The organism is Argonema galeatum A003/A1, assembly GCF_023333595.1.
In the GTDB taxonomy this organism is placed as follows: Bacteria; Cyanobacteriota; Cyanobacteriia; order Cyanobacteriales; family Aerosakkonemataceae; genus Argonema; species Argonema galeatum.
The window spans coordinates 49,281-64,356 of sequence record NZ_JAIQZM010000022.1 but is presented as its reverse complement, the minus strand read 5'-3'; the positions used below and the strand labels follow the sequence as shown (position 1 = coordinate 64,356).

The following is a 15,076-nucleotide window of genomic DNA, read 5'->3' as shown; positions in this document are numbered from 1 at the left end:
GACTGATTGGATGGTTGAACCCTGATTTTGTGAAGACCGATATTCCGGTCGGAATTATGCACAATACCATAATTTTAACACGATTAAAAGCTGGGGCATCGGGGCTTGTCGAGCGAGCTAATCAGTTAGGCAGATAATTTGCATATTGTGACGCTCTCCCACTCCCCCGCTCCTTCTGGGTCAAGAAATTCTTAACTTTTATGTTAATTTATGTAAAGGTAAAATTACTTATTCCTGCCTGGATGTCTTGTAAAGAAGCTATAAAGTAAATAATTATTAATTAATGTAAAGAAATCTTGCAATAACTTGCCTAAAAGTTCATAATTTAACTTGAATTAGAAACCTCACTTGTCTCTTAGTCCACTCGCTAATCTTCAGGAGTATTGGTAATGTTTGGTTTTATCAAAAACTTTTTTGGCGGAATTCTAGGCTTTTTTGGCGGCATTTTTAGCTTTGGGAAATCCAAGAAGGAAGACAAATCAAACGCTCTTAAAACTCGTAAGGGTGATGGATACTTCCTACAATTGGATGAATCCCAAGCCACTCAGACAGATAATGGGAATAAACCTGCTTCCGCCAAGGCAGTGAAAGCAGAGTCAGCGCCAGCATCAAAGCCGGAACCGGCTAAAACTCCAGCCGCCGTAGCAACTGTTACACCTGCTAAAGCGGAACCAGCGAAAGCAGCTGCACCCGCAGCAAGTGCTAACGGAAAAAATGAACTCCAGCCGGAACCCACATTTGCTCCCAAATATTTGCTTACTCTGTCAAATACAAATGGTCGCAGACGTCCGGGTGCAAATATGAACCCGTTCCTGGATATGGCTCGTCAGGTGAAAACTTCTAGGTAGGGCTTGAGGGAAAATATCTCAGGAAGACTAGACCGCTGTACAATTGGAAGGCTGGGTCCCAGTGGGAGTCAGCCCTCCTCAACAGCTCGATGTGGGATGGGAGACGGTCTAAAAGTTCGGTTCGATCGAGCGCTGTCTCGGCAAACTGGGTGAAATCAGACAATAGTTTGGCGTGAGGCAGTTGAGAATTGAGGAACTCGATTAAGCGGTTCCAGTTTCTTCTGTTAGTAGCCATCTCCGCTTGGGCGGAAAAATCAATCCCCTGCTGAAACTCGTAGGCGCTATCGTAAATCCGCAAAATGGAACGCCTGCCGGGTAGGTGCAGGTCGCAAAATTGGGAGTAGTCTTGGGTTTTTACTTTGCGTTCCAATCTCTTGAGAAAGTCGTGATCGACGACTTCTTCAAAGATAGGTAACCGTGCTTGGATAACTTGGCGTACCTCGCTCCATTTAAAGCCAAAGGAACCCATCTGATTTTGGTCATTGTAGCAAACGATAGTGGGTTGGGGAGAGAGTGACTGGAAATGGCTGACGCGAAAAACGTTGATTTTTTGAATATCAGCTAGTGTTGCACAAAAGTTGGGGATGTTTGCACTGAGCAACTCTTGAGCGTAAAGTCGCAGTTCTCCGATCGCACCTGTACGATATAGCCGCCAACCTCGACTCGGTAGTAGTAGCCGCGCTTTGTATGGATCGAGGTTCATAATGCGGGCAAAATCTTTGGCGGCTTGGGTTTTGGCTTCGCTGTCGATCGGTTCCAGAATTAAGACGCCTAGCTGAGTATTGTTGGGATCTATTTTAGCTTGGACGATCGCTTCTTTGCGTCGTTGTTTTTCATTTTGTTCCAGACGCTGCAATCCTTGGCGAGATCCAGCCATAATCTTGGCGATTGTCGTGCTACGCAGCAGCTGGCGATACTTTTTTTCTGCCGCTTCTGACTTGCCAGTTACTTCGTGCAGGCGTGCGACGTAAAACTGCACCCAAGGGTTTTCGGGCGATTCTTTCACCAGTTGTTTGAGTAAGCGGGCTGCTTCTCGATAATCTTTGCTCTCAAACGCTGCTGCGACTCGATCGATCATAGGTTAATTAAATAAGGATATAAAAATGTGGGTTGTTTGCTGATTTACGCTTTACCCTTCTTTACTTCATTGTTCCCATTTCTGAGGTTCCTGCCAGCAGGGACAGGGCGACAATCGGTGCAAGTACGGTAGTAAGGATGCGGCGACCTAGAGAAACTGGTTGGAAAGAGGCGGCGCAAGCTTTTTGTATCTCTGCATCTGTCCATCCTCCCTCTGGCCCGATGGCGATCGTTAGTGCTGAGTGCTGAGTGTGGATTAGACGATCGAGTAAATGGGGATAGTCGCCACGCGCAACGCAGATATATTGGGAACTGGGGACTGGGGATTGGGGATTGGGGACTGGGAAATTCTCTTCTGTTGCTTGGTTATGCAGACGGTTTGATTCTTGACAAAATGCTAAAGCTGTGGTGAAGGGAACGGGTTCGAGAATTGTGGGCACAATTTGGCGTTCTGATTGTTCGGCTGCTTCACTAGCAATCCGTCGCCAGCGTTCTAGTTTTTGGGGACTGGGTTTGAGTAGGGTGCGATCGCTTATTGTCGGTATTATACAAGTTACGCCCAGTTCGGTAACCTGACGCACAACATCGTCAAATCCATTTCCTTTCGGCAAGGCTACCATGAGGGTGACGGCTACTGGTAACTCGGTTTGGACAGAAATCGGCTCTAAGATTTCCGCTTGTTCCCCTTGTAGTTTAGCTAGCCACCATTGTCCTTGTCCGTTCATGGCAATAAAGCGATCGCCTGTTTCTAACCGCAATACCCGACTGAGGTAGTGCTGTTGCGGCGCGGTTAGGAAAATTTGCCGATCTTGGAGTTGGGAGGGTGCGATCGCCAACCGTTGCAACTGAGTCAATCTATATCTCCAGACTTATCAAAATTTAATCTTAAAATAAACAAATATTAACTTTCATATACTAACCTATCTATTGGTTGTGAGGGATTAGTCTTGGAAGTTCTTAAAGCTGTTTTATCAGCGGTACTTTTGCTGCTAATTGGAGATTTTATCTCCACATTTCTCTATCATGTTCCTGAGCATATCTTTGGTAAATTTCACACCTTAGTCCATCACAGTCAGAAGCATCGCAGCTTCATTTATTATGCTGTAATAACTAGGAATCCGCTAGTTTTGATTCATGGATTTATGGGTGTACTTCCTTATTTAATTTTTGTACCCTGGCTTTGGCAGATATCGCCTGGGGGAACTATTCTGGGACTTTTCTTAGCTGAACTCCATGTTTTGTGGAGGCATACTTCCATCAATGATTATAGGACATCCGAGACTATTCAGCGCCTCTGCAATTTTTTTTCGATTACAACTCCTGAGCGACATTGGCTTCATCACAAGAATGGAAATTTTGCTTATGGAGATATTTTTACATTTTACGATAAACCAGCACAAAAATGGTGGCGATTTTTGAGGTTAGTCAAGAGAAAAAAGTTTGCTGGTTTGGGAGTTGGTTAAGTGCGATCGCGCAGAATCTCCCTAATCTCCATTAAAACCTGCCCCAGCATATTTTTGCCACTGCCATCGGCCCCGCAACCCCAGTAGTAATCGATCGGTGAATTTTCGATAATTAACTCATCGCCTGTGGAGAGTAGCACTTCGCGGATGTCGGCATGAGTCTCGAATTTTCGCAGCACGGCCTGCCGCATGATATCATCTTTAACCTGTTCCCAATCGGGACGGAGGGGACGAGTGCGATCGCGCCCCATTTTCGCAGCATCTTTTGGCGTTTTCACCAGGCGGATTTGGTCTGCGTGCGCTGTTCCAACAAATTTCTGTGCTTGAAAATAGTGTTCGCTGGTAGGCCAATAAACCCCATCCAACTCAAAGCCGTGGGCTGAAAAGTTGGAGAAACAGCCGTATTCTTCGCGAGTGCTGTAAAAGTAGATAGTCATCGTTTCGAGGGGTGATAAGTATCGTTGAAATCCTTGCAAAGTCTGGCTTACACGGTATTGCTTATTTGTCACTCCTTCAGAAACTAAACTTGTGCTTCTTGTAGCTTTTCTACACTTTTAATTCGAGGTAATGGTTCCAGAGGAGTCGTAACAGGAGAGTATCTACAATAGCAAATAACAATAGACTCAAAATCGGTAACGGAAATTTTAGGCGTATACTCCTCTACTCTGGCAACTTCCCAATCACCAACGCGGCTATGCGTACTTGCATCTGGGTAACTCTCATCAACGAAACGCTCAATTCGATGGTAGTCTCTTAACCTGTAACCTGGTTCTGGCAAGGGCGCATTTGATGAATCGTAATGCTCAGCCAATAAGGTAGTTAAAGCGCCTGTGTGTGCCAACATCCTTTCTTCCCACCCCTGAGCGCTAGCAGATTCCGTTCTAAAAATAATGTATTTACCCATCGTTTAGTCCTCTTGTTGATACTTGGGAAATTCTGTCTCGCCTTCAAAGACACAATCAACTTTTAAGGTTTGGTGTTTGGTCTTTTCCACTCTTAAGAGCTTCCAGCCATACTTCCGCTCCATCTGGTAACATTTTTCGGGGTCAGTTGCACTGTGCCGAGATTCAGGCTTTTCGTTATTCGTTTGGCTCACCTTGTTTGCCCTTTAGCTTTTTATTCTGGCGACGCTGCTCCAACGCTTCCTCGATCAGCTTGGACAGCAACCAAGAGACAGAGCGATCGTCCTCATCCGCCCACTGCTCTAGCTCTGCCTTCCATTCTTTAGGGATATAAGCTGTAACCCCTGCTAGGTCGGTCTTTCCACCCACTGAAGCCCTACTCGTTTGTGTGTTTGTTTCACTAAACATCATAACGTTTTAACTTATTCTTTAATAAGCTATTACACATCATAATAAATTATGCTACCATAGCAACATCCATTTTAAAAGCTCAACTGTCGTTCTGCACATCTCCTCCCTGCTTCAAGGTTGCTATCCTGAGATCCAAGCTACCCACGCTAAAAATGGAGCCATAATTCGGTATCATATAAAGCTGTCTTGTCTGCATGAAAGATACCTTCAGCTGTTCACACCTTCGGAGATACCAGTATGGATACCCTCAAAGTCGTTGTCTATGTCGTTGTCCTGTTCTTCGTTAGCTTATTCGTCTTCGGATTCTTGTCTAACGACCCCGCCCGGAACCCCAATCAGCGGGATATGGAATAGACTGCGATCGCAGTCTAGCCTTAAGGCCGTCTGGGCGAGGCATTCCTCGCCCGCACAGCCTCAAACGCGGAAAAAATGCGTCTGGGCTGTTAACCCGCTTCATTGTCTTAGAAAATGCCCTACGCAGTTCCGCCCCCCGAACCGCCCGCGATTATTAGCCAATTGTCAGCAGTCAGTTCCAAAGAACCGAGAATTGACAACCCACTACTGACAAGCGACAAGCCGTTGGCACTCAGCAGTCATGAGTCCAAAGAACTGACAACTGACAACTCAGTCTTGTCACCTGCTGCCCATGAAAACATCGCAGCAACAATACTGGCGACGCCTCCGCTGCCAGAAACAGAATCTTGGCCCGATCGAATCAGTGCAGCAAAAAGCGCTGCTATGTTGGGTTCGCCTTTGAGTGTGGTAGTTCCATCCCAGGCTAGATCGGCATCAGCTACCACTAGCAATATCGTTTCAGAAGTGGAATGGAGTTATTTGGCAATGCCTGGGAACGAGGAGAAACAGATAGCCGAACTAAACTCGGTATCTGCTTTTGCTGCTGTTGATGAAATATTGGGATCTGAGAAATCGGAAGATGTGGGAATTTCCTACTTTACTTTGCGGGATACCAAACTGACGCAAACGTCAAGGGATAGACCCACCGACTTTCTTGAAGAACTGGAACCTTCACCCACGCCAGAACAGGAAATCTTACCGGCAGAGCATATTGGTAGAACGATCGGCACTCTCCGAAACAGACGCCAAAACCAAAGGCAACAATCTCAAAATAGACCATCTCAAAATAGACCGCAGCCTACTACAGGGACACCTACAAACATTCCCCCGACGGTGGGGGTGATAGAACTGTTTGCAGACCGCCTGGACTACGATACCGTGCGGCAAATCTTCACGGGTGTGGGCAATGTGGAGATGCGCTATCAGGGTGGGGTGCTGACTGCCGATCGCGTGCAGGGAAATTTGGTCAATCGCGTGGCAGTTGCGGAAGGCAGGGCGGCGTTCCGGCGCGGTCAACAGGATCTGCGCGGTCAGAGGATCGTGTATAACTTTGTCCAAGATAGCGGCAACATTAGAAACGGCACTGGCGAGATATTTTTGCCAGCCACAGGCACCGATTTAGCTTTTAACTTACCAAACACGGGGGTCGTTCCTCCTGTTGTAGCCGATCGACCTTTGAGCGATCGCCTCTTGGCAGGTCAAGCACAACAAGTCAGCAATGTTGGTGGGATAAACTTAGTGTTCGGCGGCACCAGACCGGGTAGCGGTTTACCGTCGGCGCAAAGGGGTGGATTAATCCAGCGGGTACGCTTTGAAGCTGAGAATATTGACTTTTATCCCAGAGGTTTAACAGCGAGAAATGTTCGGTTTACCAATGACCCGTTTTCGCCGCCGGAACTGGAAATACGGGCTGACCAAGCGATCGTGACGCGGGTGTCACCGTTGCGGGATGAGGTAGCGCTGACTCGCCCTCGTTTGGTTTTCGATCAAGGTTTGGCACTCCCAATTCCGCGATCGCGCTATGTGTTCGATCGCACCGAACGCGAACCGCCGATCGTTCAATTTGGGTATGATGCGCGAGAACGGGGTGGCGTTTTCATCTATCGGAATTTTGAGGTCTACAGAAGCGATCGAATTAGATTTTCACTCACACCGCAGTTTTTTCTTCAGCGGGCAATATCTGAAGGTTTTGGCAACCCCCCCGAACTCTTCGGTATCAGAGCCAGATTCAGCGCCACCGTTGGCCCGCGCACTATAATTGGGGCAGCTGCGGTTGTCAACAACTTCGGTTCAGAAGAAATTGCAGAGAAAATACGGGCCAGTACAAGGTTGGTTCAGGTAATCGGCGACACTAGGAACCCCCACAGACTAACCCTGGAGTATAGTTACCGCGATCAACTTTTCAACGGTTCTCTGGGATATCAAACCGTGCAACAATCTCTAGGCGCTGTGCTGACTTCTCCCGTGTTTCCTTTGGGGAAAACGGGTGCCATCCTTACCTATCAGGTTGGCGGTCAGTATATCAATGCCGATACCGATCGCGTGGAATTGCTTGCACCCGTGCGGACAAACAACCGCACTAATTTAGGTCGCTTCCAGACTAGCGTTTCTGTCAGTCGCGGTATCTCTCTCTGGCGAGGTAAACCTTTACCGGCTACACCTTCACAGGGTTTGAGATATACGCCGGTTCCAGTTGTTCCTTTTATTTCCTTAATTCCCAGCGTCAGCGGCACTACCAGTTTATACACCAACGGTGAAACCCAAAACACTTTCACTGGGACTCTTTCTCTTGTTGGGCAATTCGGTCATTTTTCCCGGCCTTTTCTGGACTACACTGGCTTTAATGTCCGCTTCACGCGGGTGTTTAGAAATGGTGAGTCGCCTTTCTTTTTCGATCGCGTTGTTGATGAGCGAGTCTTTTCATTTGGCATCACTCAGCAACTTTATGGGCCGTTTAGGATCGGTTTTCAAACAGCGATTAATTTGGATACCAATAAAAGTATCAGCACTGACTATTTTTTGGAATACAGTCGCCGCGCCTACGGGATTACTTTACGCTACAACCCAGAGTTGCAACTGGGTGCCATACTGTTTCGCGTGAGCGATTTCAATTGGAATAATGGCGGGGAACCTTTCGGCGGTAATGGGCTGCGTTTTGTGGATTTTGGTGTTATCCAAGATTATTAGCAGCATTTATCTCTGTAGCCGTGGACTCAAGTCCACGGCTAATAGCTAAAGTCCACTTAAGTGGACTGGAAGATCGATCCAAAATCCAAAATTGAATGATATCATGTCCAATCGATCGTTATCGTATAGTTTGAGGTGTTGTAGGGGCGGGTTTATAGAAAAACTCTGCTGCTCATAAATATCCTAAATAAACCCGCCCCTACTATGCAATAAGGATGCCAACGGAAATGATATCATGTCCGGTAGCATCAGGACGCTAAAAAATCTCTTTTCATATCTGCGTTCATCTGCGTTCATCTGTCTTCATCTGCGGTAAAAATTTAACCAATGATTACCACAGACAGATCATTGTATTGAAGACTAGATCGGAATCGACATCTGCCTGAATTTCACCTCGTTCATTCGCACGATAAAATGACTTATATAACTCCTATTCGCTTACTAACTCACTAGGTTCTCCAGGATAAAAACAATCGTCCAGAATCTCCATCAAGTTGTAGGGACAATTTAGCGGAAAGGTTTGCTTTGGCAAGTCAGTTTCTCCCATTGCTAAATCTCTGCTATTTTGATATGATTCTAATACAGCATCTTCCAAATAAGACTTTAGGCTTGGGTTATCTTTGAGCAGTCGTAATGTATCGCGGCGCTGCACGCGAATCGTGGCTAGCCAACTGCGGCTGCGGCGTTGTGGTTGATACTCCCATTTCAGCAAATGTCCAATTAGCAAACTCAAACGATTTCGCAGTTCTTGGCGTTGTTGTTTGCCCAAACATTCAATCTCCTCTATCAAATTTACCAGGTCAAGCTCGTTCCACTGACGATCGCGCAATAAGGAGGCTTGTGCTTGCGTCCAACCATAGAAATCTGTTTCGTAGAGGCTTGGTGCAGGCTTTGCTGTGACTGGGTTAGTTTTCGGTACGTACATCTAGATTCTCTAACCTCAACATTAATAAATTTACTTTCTTCTTGTTAAATTCCCCAGCAATGAGTTCCATACTTTCACTATTATTTCTTCCAGCCACAACATCGCCATATCGAGCAATTCTAATATATGCTCTAAGGGGTGCTTCACATATCCTGCTGGCTTCGCTTTAATTTCTATCCAATCTGACTCGGAATTATCATAAGATTCGCGTCCGCCTCTGGCAGTTTTTGCGGCTTGAACTGCCATCTCATCGGTGATGCGATCGGCCCTTTTCTTCCGCGCTGATGTAGAGGCAGATTTGACAGCATTTTGTTGTTGGGATAATTTACTTTTGGAATGCGAAGTGTTACTATTAACAGTACGGGTATTATTTGAGCGAACTATCGGATCTGAATTAGAATTATTTTCGCTCTTCCTTCCTTTTTTCTGGGCAGATTCAGAAGGATGAGATTCAGGTTGCCTCACAATTGCTTGCTTAGGTTTCCGATCCCTATTGATTCGGTTCGGAATATTATTGCCAGCAGCAACGACCGTCTGTTTAGACGGCGCGATAGAAGCAGGGGTGGCAGAACTTTTTTTTCCTGGCAGTTGGCGTAAGTTTTGGGATGTATTGCTTAGTGAATCGCCAAAGAGATCGTTTGGCGTTAGCCAGGGTTCTTCACTGGTTTTTTTATTTTGGGAATCGGGTCCGATCGTCTGCGTTTCCAACCCCCGATGGGATAATAATTTAGGCCAGTTAAATGGGAATCGCTTCCTCGACTGTTCTTCAGAAGAACCGATAATTGGTGGAGTTACTGTTTGTTCTTCTGAAGAAGTAAGCGTTAGTGTTGTTTGGTCAGGTAATTTCACGGCCCGATCGGCCCCGAAAAAATAATCGACCGCTGCCTTAATTAAAGCTTGAATTTTGAACTGACGCGCTTGAAAATCATCAATATCCACATTTGGTACATCGCTGACCGTAAGATGAGAATCAATCAAGCGAGTTTTTACCAATTGGAGGAATTCCTGACTGCGATGCGCCACAGATGCAGTTACTTCTGTCACCACTGCTAGATTACCAGCTTCCAGTTCGGCAATCCTGCGATCGAGGCTAGAAATGAAAGATGGAACCGCCATTTCTGCTGATTCCTGTACAGGAGTTGACTTTACCTCAACATTTTCATTGTTTTCTTGGTCTATCGCCTCATTTTCTGGATATTTTGCCGATGCGATCGCAGATTCTTCTATCTTAAGTTGTAACTCCTGACTCTTGAGTTTTAATTCTTGACCTTTTAGTTTTAACTGCTGAGTTCTAGTTTCCAGATTGACAAGTAAGGTTTCTTCTTGAAACAGATTGACGAGAGTGGCGACAGGTCCCGTTTGCACCCAAGTCATCAGTTTTCGGAACAAGCGAATTGGTGCTAAAAGATTGGGGCGATCGTCTAAAAGTGAAAGTTGATTGATAACTTTTGTTTTAGCATTTCGAGCTACCAACTGGTCATGCAAGTAGCTAGGTATTTCAAACCTAATTTGCTTGAAGATTTCTTGCTGCTGTTGGGGAGTCAAAATGTCCAGAATTTCATTGTCTGCGGTAACTACTACCAAAGTTCGCGTCTCAAGCCGCATGGCAATTCCCTGAATTGCCAGATCTTGTTCCATATTCCCATCTGCGGCTACCTCATTTGCAGATAAATCCACGGGTATTGTAGGATCGAAGCATTCCGAGGATAATTTTTTAGTCGAACCCAAAGATATGTTAAGGAATGCTTCGCCCTTAACCGTTTCCAGCACTCGCTGAATTGGCGTGTCAGAAAGTGGAAGATTTGGAGAGGCAGAATTATTTTGCTGTAACGTTTGCTGTAGTTGCCTTCCAGCCAATCTACCCGCTTGAAATGCGAGATACACTGGGTAAAGTAGTATCTGAGCTGCCCATGTCGCGCCAACTCGAATATGTCTGAGTGCTAGATCGCCCTTGTCTACCAAGCGGCGGGACTGCCGCGACAAGAAATTCAATAATCTGCTGCGATAGCGACCGGCGGAAGAAGGCATAATCTTATGGAGAAAGGCTGCGTCAAATCTAATTAGGGGTCGATAGGGGCATTTCTACCCCTACCTCCCATTCAGAACCGGACGTGAGACTTTCACCTCATCCGGCTCCTCTGATTATTGGTCATTGTGATTGACACCTGCAACTACTTTTTTATCCTGTGACTTCTTCTTGTTGGTCTTCTTACTGGGAATTCCTTCGAGATTCTGTCTCTCAATATCAGTAGCTGTTTTCTCATCGTGACAATGTTTGTGAAGTAAGTCTAGATTATCGTATGTGTCCTTACCGCCCTCGACTCTAGGTTTTCTGTGGTCAATTTCGGTTAAATCATCCGGGTGAAAGTATAAACCACAGTGAGAACACTGGCCTTTTTGTCTCTTAAGCAACTTTTGTTTCCTGGATGTTAAGTCATTGTACTCACTAAGGCGTTGACCCCAATAAGTCCAATCGCCATCAAAGGGACTTCTACTGTCTTGCACTTTGATATGCCTAATGATGGGTGTATCAGAATGTTTGGCTAATTTAAAACCATCTTCAGTTTCAAAATTCCACCCATTTCTCCAGTATTTGTCTTTGTTGATGCTACCTTTTCCTTTTTTTCTAGCCCAGCTTCTTAGTTTTAACCACACTTGGTAGTCGCAACTTGAGAACGTTTCCTTGGCACTGACTGGTGAGTAATAATTGCACCAACCCCTAATTATTGGATTTAATTCCTTAATTAGAACAGCTTGATGGCTGTTTTGATGTTTCTTGATTGCTTTTCCAATCTTTTCAAGATGCTTTAGAACCTTCTCTTTTGTGGGCTTGATAAGGGGGTTATGTCCTAGATTTTCTTTGCAGTTCTTGGCGGCTCTATATTTGCCTACTTTGTATTGGCGTATGTTGTTGCCTAAGAAGTTGAAACCCTCTGAGGTAGTTCTAATCTTGGTTTTTGATTCATTGAGTTCCAAACCAATCTCATTTTTTGCCCATATTTCTATGACCTGTTTGAGTGCTTCGATGACTTCCTTTTGAGGATGTAGGATTACAAAGTCGTCTGCGTATCTAACCAGTTTGGGATGTATATAGTAGTACCTGGAATTTGATTTTCCTCTCAGATTTTGTCTCCAGTAGGCATCCACATATTCTTCCATCCCATGTAATGCGATGTTGGCCAACAGAGGGCTAATTACCCCTCCTTTTGGTGTACCTGTCGGAGTCTCTGAAAACTCTAATCCATCCATTACCCCCGCCTTTAACCATGCCTTTAGCTGTCTTTGAAGTGCCGGGAACTGCCTACATTTCTTTAACAATTGGGCATGGCTAATATTGTCAAAACATTTAGCAAAGTCAGCGTCTAATACCCACTTTTCGGCGGACATACTTATTTGCTTGAAAATTGCATCAATGGCGTCATGACAATTGCGTCCCGGTCTAAACCCATACGAGTTGGATTCAAAAAAAGCTTCCCATTCTGGCTCTATGACTAATTTGGCTAGCATCTGTGTTGCGCGGTCTCGAATTGTCGGTATCCCAAGACCTCTCTTAGAGTCTGTTCCTGGTTTAGGTATCCAAACTCTGCGTAATGGTGACACTTTGGATGTAAAATCTAAAGTGTTTATTAGTTTTGTCCGCTGTGAATAGTTGAGGCTTTTGGCTCCATCTATTCCAGCGGTTTTCTTTCCGGAGTTGTCTTGGGTGACTCTTCTGACCGCTAGACATTTGGCGTAATACGATTTACTTAGGAGTTTTTGGAGTCTCCTAACTAGCTTCACGTTGCCACTTTGACTGGCTCGATATATGTGCTTTTGAAGTTTGAAAACAGCTTTTTCGATTTTCTTCCAGTTAAGCTGTTTCCAGGCTACTTTAGCCACATTAATGGGCGATTGCTGGAAACCAACCCCACTAACTGAAGTGACTATAGTTTTAACCTGTGGCATCTTTTTGCTCTTATATCATCCAATACTCAGTGTTCACGTCAGCGTATCCGTAGCCATTACAGCTAGGCTTTTGCTTCTTGAACAATCTTTCACGTTAGGGCATTGGTTGCTTTGTCAGAGTTTCCTACCTATAAATCGAATTATAGGAGCTTACTAACGCTTTACTTCGTTCCCGTTATCCATTGGTTGTTGTTTTAGAGTGTTACTTTTCACCGGGTTTCTTTTGGAAGTGTGATTAATCCTTAGCCGAGTGGTTAATCCTTTATCCTTGCCTTTTGGCTTGGGCTATTGACCCCTGCGTTGCCCATTAATAATCACGGTGATTCAGACGTAACTTCCTTGCGTACTCTTGACAACTTGCTCGCCAGTCATGAGTGTCAGGTTCACTCAGTTTCTGACTTTTCGCCCAGCTATGGTTGCCTCTTGACTGAGGGTAAGGGAGATGCTTTGACTGGACACTTCACCAGGGGAGGGCTTACACCTCCATGAATAACGAGTTGTATAGTCCTCAAGTGGGTATTATCCTTGCTTTTGGTCATATACGAGATTTGACAGGTCACTTTCACCTTTTGGGTTTGGGTTTGGCCCAAATCTCAACGAATCGCACCAGCTTTTTTATTGTACACTTATAAAAGCAACTTTGAGCGTCACTTAAGGTTATGGACGACATTTTGATTCTCACTCTTGCGCCGTAGCCCCAGTGTCTCGCCTGCGATCGACAGGAAACTCCAGCAATATTTTACGCCAAATGACAGCAAAAGATAAAGCTATCGATTTATCAATTGAAAAACTGCGCCAGCTGACTCAGGTCGATGTGCTGTCAAATTGGCGATCTAGTGCTGTTGACTTACCTTTGACTGATATCTGGAAATGCGATCGATCTGACTTTTGGTTAGACCTAACCCCCCAACCCCCTTCCCTTCAAGGGCAGGGGGAGAATTCAAAGCCTCTCTCCTTGCAGGAGAGAGGTTTGGAGAGAGGTTTTTCAGATGTTCCCAAAACCAATAATAATCGATATTCGGAATTGCCGGTTGTTCAGCTAAACGCAAAAGGACATATTGCTTGGGAACGCGGACGCCAAGTATTATGGTTGGCACAAAAATTTGTAGTTCCACAAGACTTGCAAGGATATCCTTTAAAAGGATTGACATTGCGACTGGCATTAACTTGGTGGGCTGAAGACGCTCAAATTTATGTTAACGGTAAGTTGGTGCAGTCAGGAGATTTATTTGATTATTTTACACGGGTAGTTCTTAGTTCGTCTGTAACTCCAGGCGAAGTAATTTTAGTGGTTTTGCGCTTGGTTAGTCCGGGTCACGATAATGGAGCGTTGATGCGATCGCTCTGCATTTACGAATCTGCCGAGAACAACCGTCTCGAACCTGGTTTTGTCGCCGATGAGTTAGCCGTATTGCATCGTTATGTAGAAACTTTCGATCCAGAAAATCTAGATTTTATCGATATGGCTGTTGCCGATATTAATTGGTCAGCATTGCCAGATGTTAAAGAATTCGATAATTCCCTCTTTTACCTCCGCCAAACCCTCCAATCCAAAATCCTCTCTTGCGAAGGTGGGCATCGTGACGGGAACCAGCGCGAGGTGTTCATGGGGGAAACCCCCAAGACCACACTCGCTTGCCAAGACGCCCACTTCGCGCAAAATCCAAAATCCAAAATCTATTTGTTGGGTCATGCTCATTTAGATATGGCTTGGCTATGGCCAGTGAATGAAACTTGGATAGCTGCCCAACGTACCTTTGAATCGGCTTTACAATTACAAGAAGATTTTCCAGAATTAATATTCTGCCATTCTACTCCAGCTTTATATGCCTGGATCGAACAACATCGCCCAGACTTATTTGCCGATATCCAAAAACAAGTTAACTGCGGACGTTGGGAAGTTGTCGGCGGAATGTGGGTGGAACCGGATTTAAATTTAATTGCCGGTGAGTCGATCGCACGACAAATCCTCTACGGTCAGCGCTACGTTCAAGCGAAGTTTAATCAATTGAGTAAAGTTGCTTGGTTACCGGATAGTTTTGGTTTCTGCGCGACTTTGCCTCAATTTCTCAAACAAGGCGGTATTGAATATTTTGTTACCCAGAAGTTGGAATGGAACGATACCACTAAATTTCCTTATGGCATCTTCTGGTGGCAGTCACCGGATGGCACGCAGATATTCAGCCTCATGTCTGCCTTGATTGGTGAAAGTATCGACCCAATTAAAATGGGGAAATATGCGGTTGATTGGGAAATCAAAACTGGTTTGCCCAATTCTCTTTGGTTACCTGGTGTTGGCGATCACGGTGGCGGCCCGACTCGCGATATGTTGGAGGTAGCTAAACGTTGGGAAAAATCTCCTTTTTTTCCTAAACTGGAGTTTGCCTCTGCTGAGGATTATCTGTCATTGGTTAGTAAGAACCCCCCCCTCTTTCCCCCCCCGTCTACGGAGGGGGATGAAAG

General features: G+C 45.3%; 13 protein-coding genes. 5 read left to right on the top strand and 8 right to left on the bottom strand.

What is annotated here, in order from left to right; translation table 11 throughout:
- Positions 1 to 389: 389 nt before the first annotated feature.
- The gene (locus LAY41_RS21145; RefSeq protein ID WP_249102653.1) at positions 390 to 848 is read left to right on the top strand and encodes a hypothetical protein; all 459 of its coding nucleotides are present in this window, start codon (positions 390 to 392) and stop codon (positions 846 to 848) included.
- On the opposite strand, the gene LAY41_RS21140 is transcribed toward LAY41_RS21145, so the two are convergent.
- Complete coding sequence (locus LAY41_RS21140) at positions 841 to 1,926, bottom strand: tetratricopeptide repeat protein (protein ID WP_249102652.1); 1,086 nt, start codon at positions 1,924 to 1,926, stop codon at positions 841 to 843. The two genes, LAY41_RS21145 and LAY41_RS21140, sit on opposite strands and share 8 nt — an antisense overlap.
- Positions 1,927 to 1,987: 61 nt before the next feature.
- A complete protein-coding gene (locus tag LAY41_RS21135; protein WP_249102650.1) occupies positions 1,988 to 2,779 on the bottom strand; it encodes a 16S rRNA (uracil(1498)-N(3))-methyltransferase in 792 nt (263 codons plus the stop codon).
- Between the two features lie 93 nt (positions 2,780 to 2,872).
- Between LAY41_RS21135 and LAY41_RS21130 the strand changes: the two genes are divergently transcribed.
- Positions 2,873 to 3,388 (top strand): sterol desaturase, encoded by a 516-nt coding sequence (locus LAY41_RS21130; protein WP_249102648.1) that lies wholly within the window; start codon positions 2,873 to 2,875, stop codon positions 3,386 to 3,388.
- Here LAY41_RS21130 and LAY41_RS21125 read toward each other — a convergent pair.
- From LAY41_RS21125 to LAY41_RS21110, 3 genes are all read right to left on the bottom strand, one after another.
- Complete coding sequence (locus LAY41_RS21125) at positions 3,385 to 3,825, bottom strand: NADAR family protein (protein ID WP_249102731.1); 441 nt, start codon at positions 3,823 to 3,825, stop codon at positions 3,385 to 3,387. The two genes, LAY41_RS21130 and LAY41_RS21125, sit on opposite strands and share 4 nt — an antisense overlap.
- Positions 3,826 to 3,908: 83 nt before the next feature.
- A complete protein-coding gene (locus LAY41_RS21120; protein WP_249102646.1) occupies positions 3,909 to 4,292 on the bottom strand; it encodes a hypothetical protein in 384 nt (127 codons plus the stop codon).
- A gap of 175 nt (positions 4,293 to 4,467) precedes the next feature.
- On the bottom strand, positions 4,468 to 4,701 hold the full coding sequence (locus LAY41_RS21110) for a ribbon-helix-helix domain-containing protein (protein ID WP_249102643.1): 234 nt from the start codon (positions 4,699 to 4,701) through the stop codon (positions 4,468 to 4,470).
- A 237-nt stretch (positions 4,702 to 4,938) separates the two neighbouring features.
- On the opposite strand from LAY41_RS21110, the gene LAY41_RS21105 reads away from it, so the two are divergent.
- Both LAY41_RS21105 and LAY41_RS21100 read left to right on the top strand, forming a co-directional pair.
- Positions 4,939 to 5,055 carry a photosystem II reaction center protein I gene (locus tag LAY41_RS21105; RefSeq protein ID WP_249102642.1) on the top strand — a complete coding sequence of 39 codons (117 nt, stop codon included), beginning with the start codon at positions 4,939 to 4,941 and terminating at the stop codon, positions 5,053 to 5,055.
- A gap of 114 nt (positions 5,056 to 5,169) precedes the next feature.
- Positions 5,170 to 7,743: a DUF3769 domain-containing protein gene (locus LAY41_RS21100; protein WP_249102641.1), complete on the top strand. Its 2,574-nt coding sequence runs from the start codon at positions 5,170 to 5,172 to the stop codon at positions 7,741 to 7,743.
- 430 nt (positions 7,744 to 8,173) lie between these two features.
- On the opposite strand, the gene LAY41_RS21095 is transcribed toward LAY41_RS21100, so the two are convergent.
- From LAY41_RS21095 to ltrA, 3 genes are all read right to left on the bottom strand, one after another.
- Positions 8,174 to 8,668: a DUF29 domain-containing protein gene (locus LAY41_RS21095; protein WP_249102640.1), complete on the bottom strand. Its 495-nt coding sequence runs from the start codon at positions 8,666 to 8,668 to the stop codon at positions 8,174 to 8,176.
- Between the two features lie 30 nt (positions 8,669 to 8,698).
- Positions 8,699 to 10,696 carry a hypothetical protein gene (locus tag LAY41_RS21090; protein ID WP_249102639.1) on the bottom strand — a complete coding sequence of 666 codons (1,998 nt, stop codon included), beginning with the start codon at positions 10,694 to 10,696 and terminating at the stop codon, positions 8,699 to 8,701.
- 114 nt (positions 10,697 to 10,810) lie between these two features.
- Positions 10,811 to 12,547: a group II intron reverse transcriptase/maturase gene (gene ltrA, locus LAY41_RS21085; protein ID WP_249102636.1), complete on the bottom strand. Its 1,737-nt coding sequence runs from the start codon at positions 12,545 to 12,547 to the stop codon at positions 10,811 to 10,813.
- A gap of 814 nt (positions 12,548 to 13,361) precedes the next feature.
- Between ltrA and LAY41_RS21080 the strand changes: the two genes are divergently transcribed.
- Positions 13,362 to 15,076: glycoside hydrolase family 38 N-terminal domain-containing protein (locus LAY41_RS21080; RefSeq protein ID WP_476726990.1), on the top strand; the 1,715-nt coding region annotated here is incomplete at its 3' end.

Bases quoted from the DNA above. Each gene is read 5' to 3' on its own strand.
- LAY41_RS21095 (WP_249102640.1), bottom strand. From the start codon at position 8,668: ATGTACGTACCGAAAACTAACCCAGTCACAGCAAAGCCTGCACCAAGC.
- LAY41_RS21120 (WP_249102646.1), bottom strand. From the start codon at position 4,292: ATGGGTAAATACATTATTTTTAGAACGGAATCTGCTAGCGCTCAGGGG.
- LAY41_RS21125 (WP_249102731.1), bottom strand. From the start codon at position 3,825: ATGACTATCTACTTTTACAGCACTCGCGAAGAATACGGCTGTTTCTCC.
- LAY41_RS21105 (WP_249102642.1), top strand. From the start codon at position 4,939: ATGGATACCCTCAAAGTCGTTGTCTATGTCGTTGTCCTGTTCTTCGTT.
- LAY41_RS21140 (WP_249102652.1), bottom strand. From the start codon at position 1,926: ATGATCGATCGAGTCGCAGCAGCGTTTGAGAGCAAAGATTATCGAGAA.
- LAY41_RS21145 (WP_249102653.1), top strand. From the start codon at position 390: ATGTTTGGTTTTATCAAAAACTTTTTTGGCGGAATTCTAGGCTTTTTT.
- LAY41_RS21110 (WP_249102643.1), bottom strand. From the start codon at position 4,701: ATGATGTTTAGTGAAACAAACACACAAACGAGTAGGGCTTCAGTGGGT.
- LAY41_RS21100 (WP_249102641.1), top strand. From the start codon at position 5,170: ATGCCCTACGCAGTTCCGCCCCCCGAACCGCCCGCGATTATTAGCCAA.
- LAY41_RS21090 (WP_249102639.1), bottom strand. From the start codon at position 10,696: ATGCCTTCTTCCGCCGGTCGCTATCGCAGCAGATTATTGAATTTCTTG.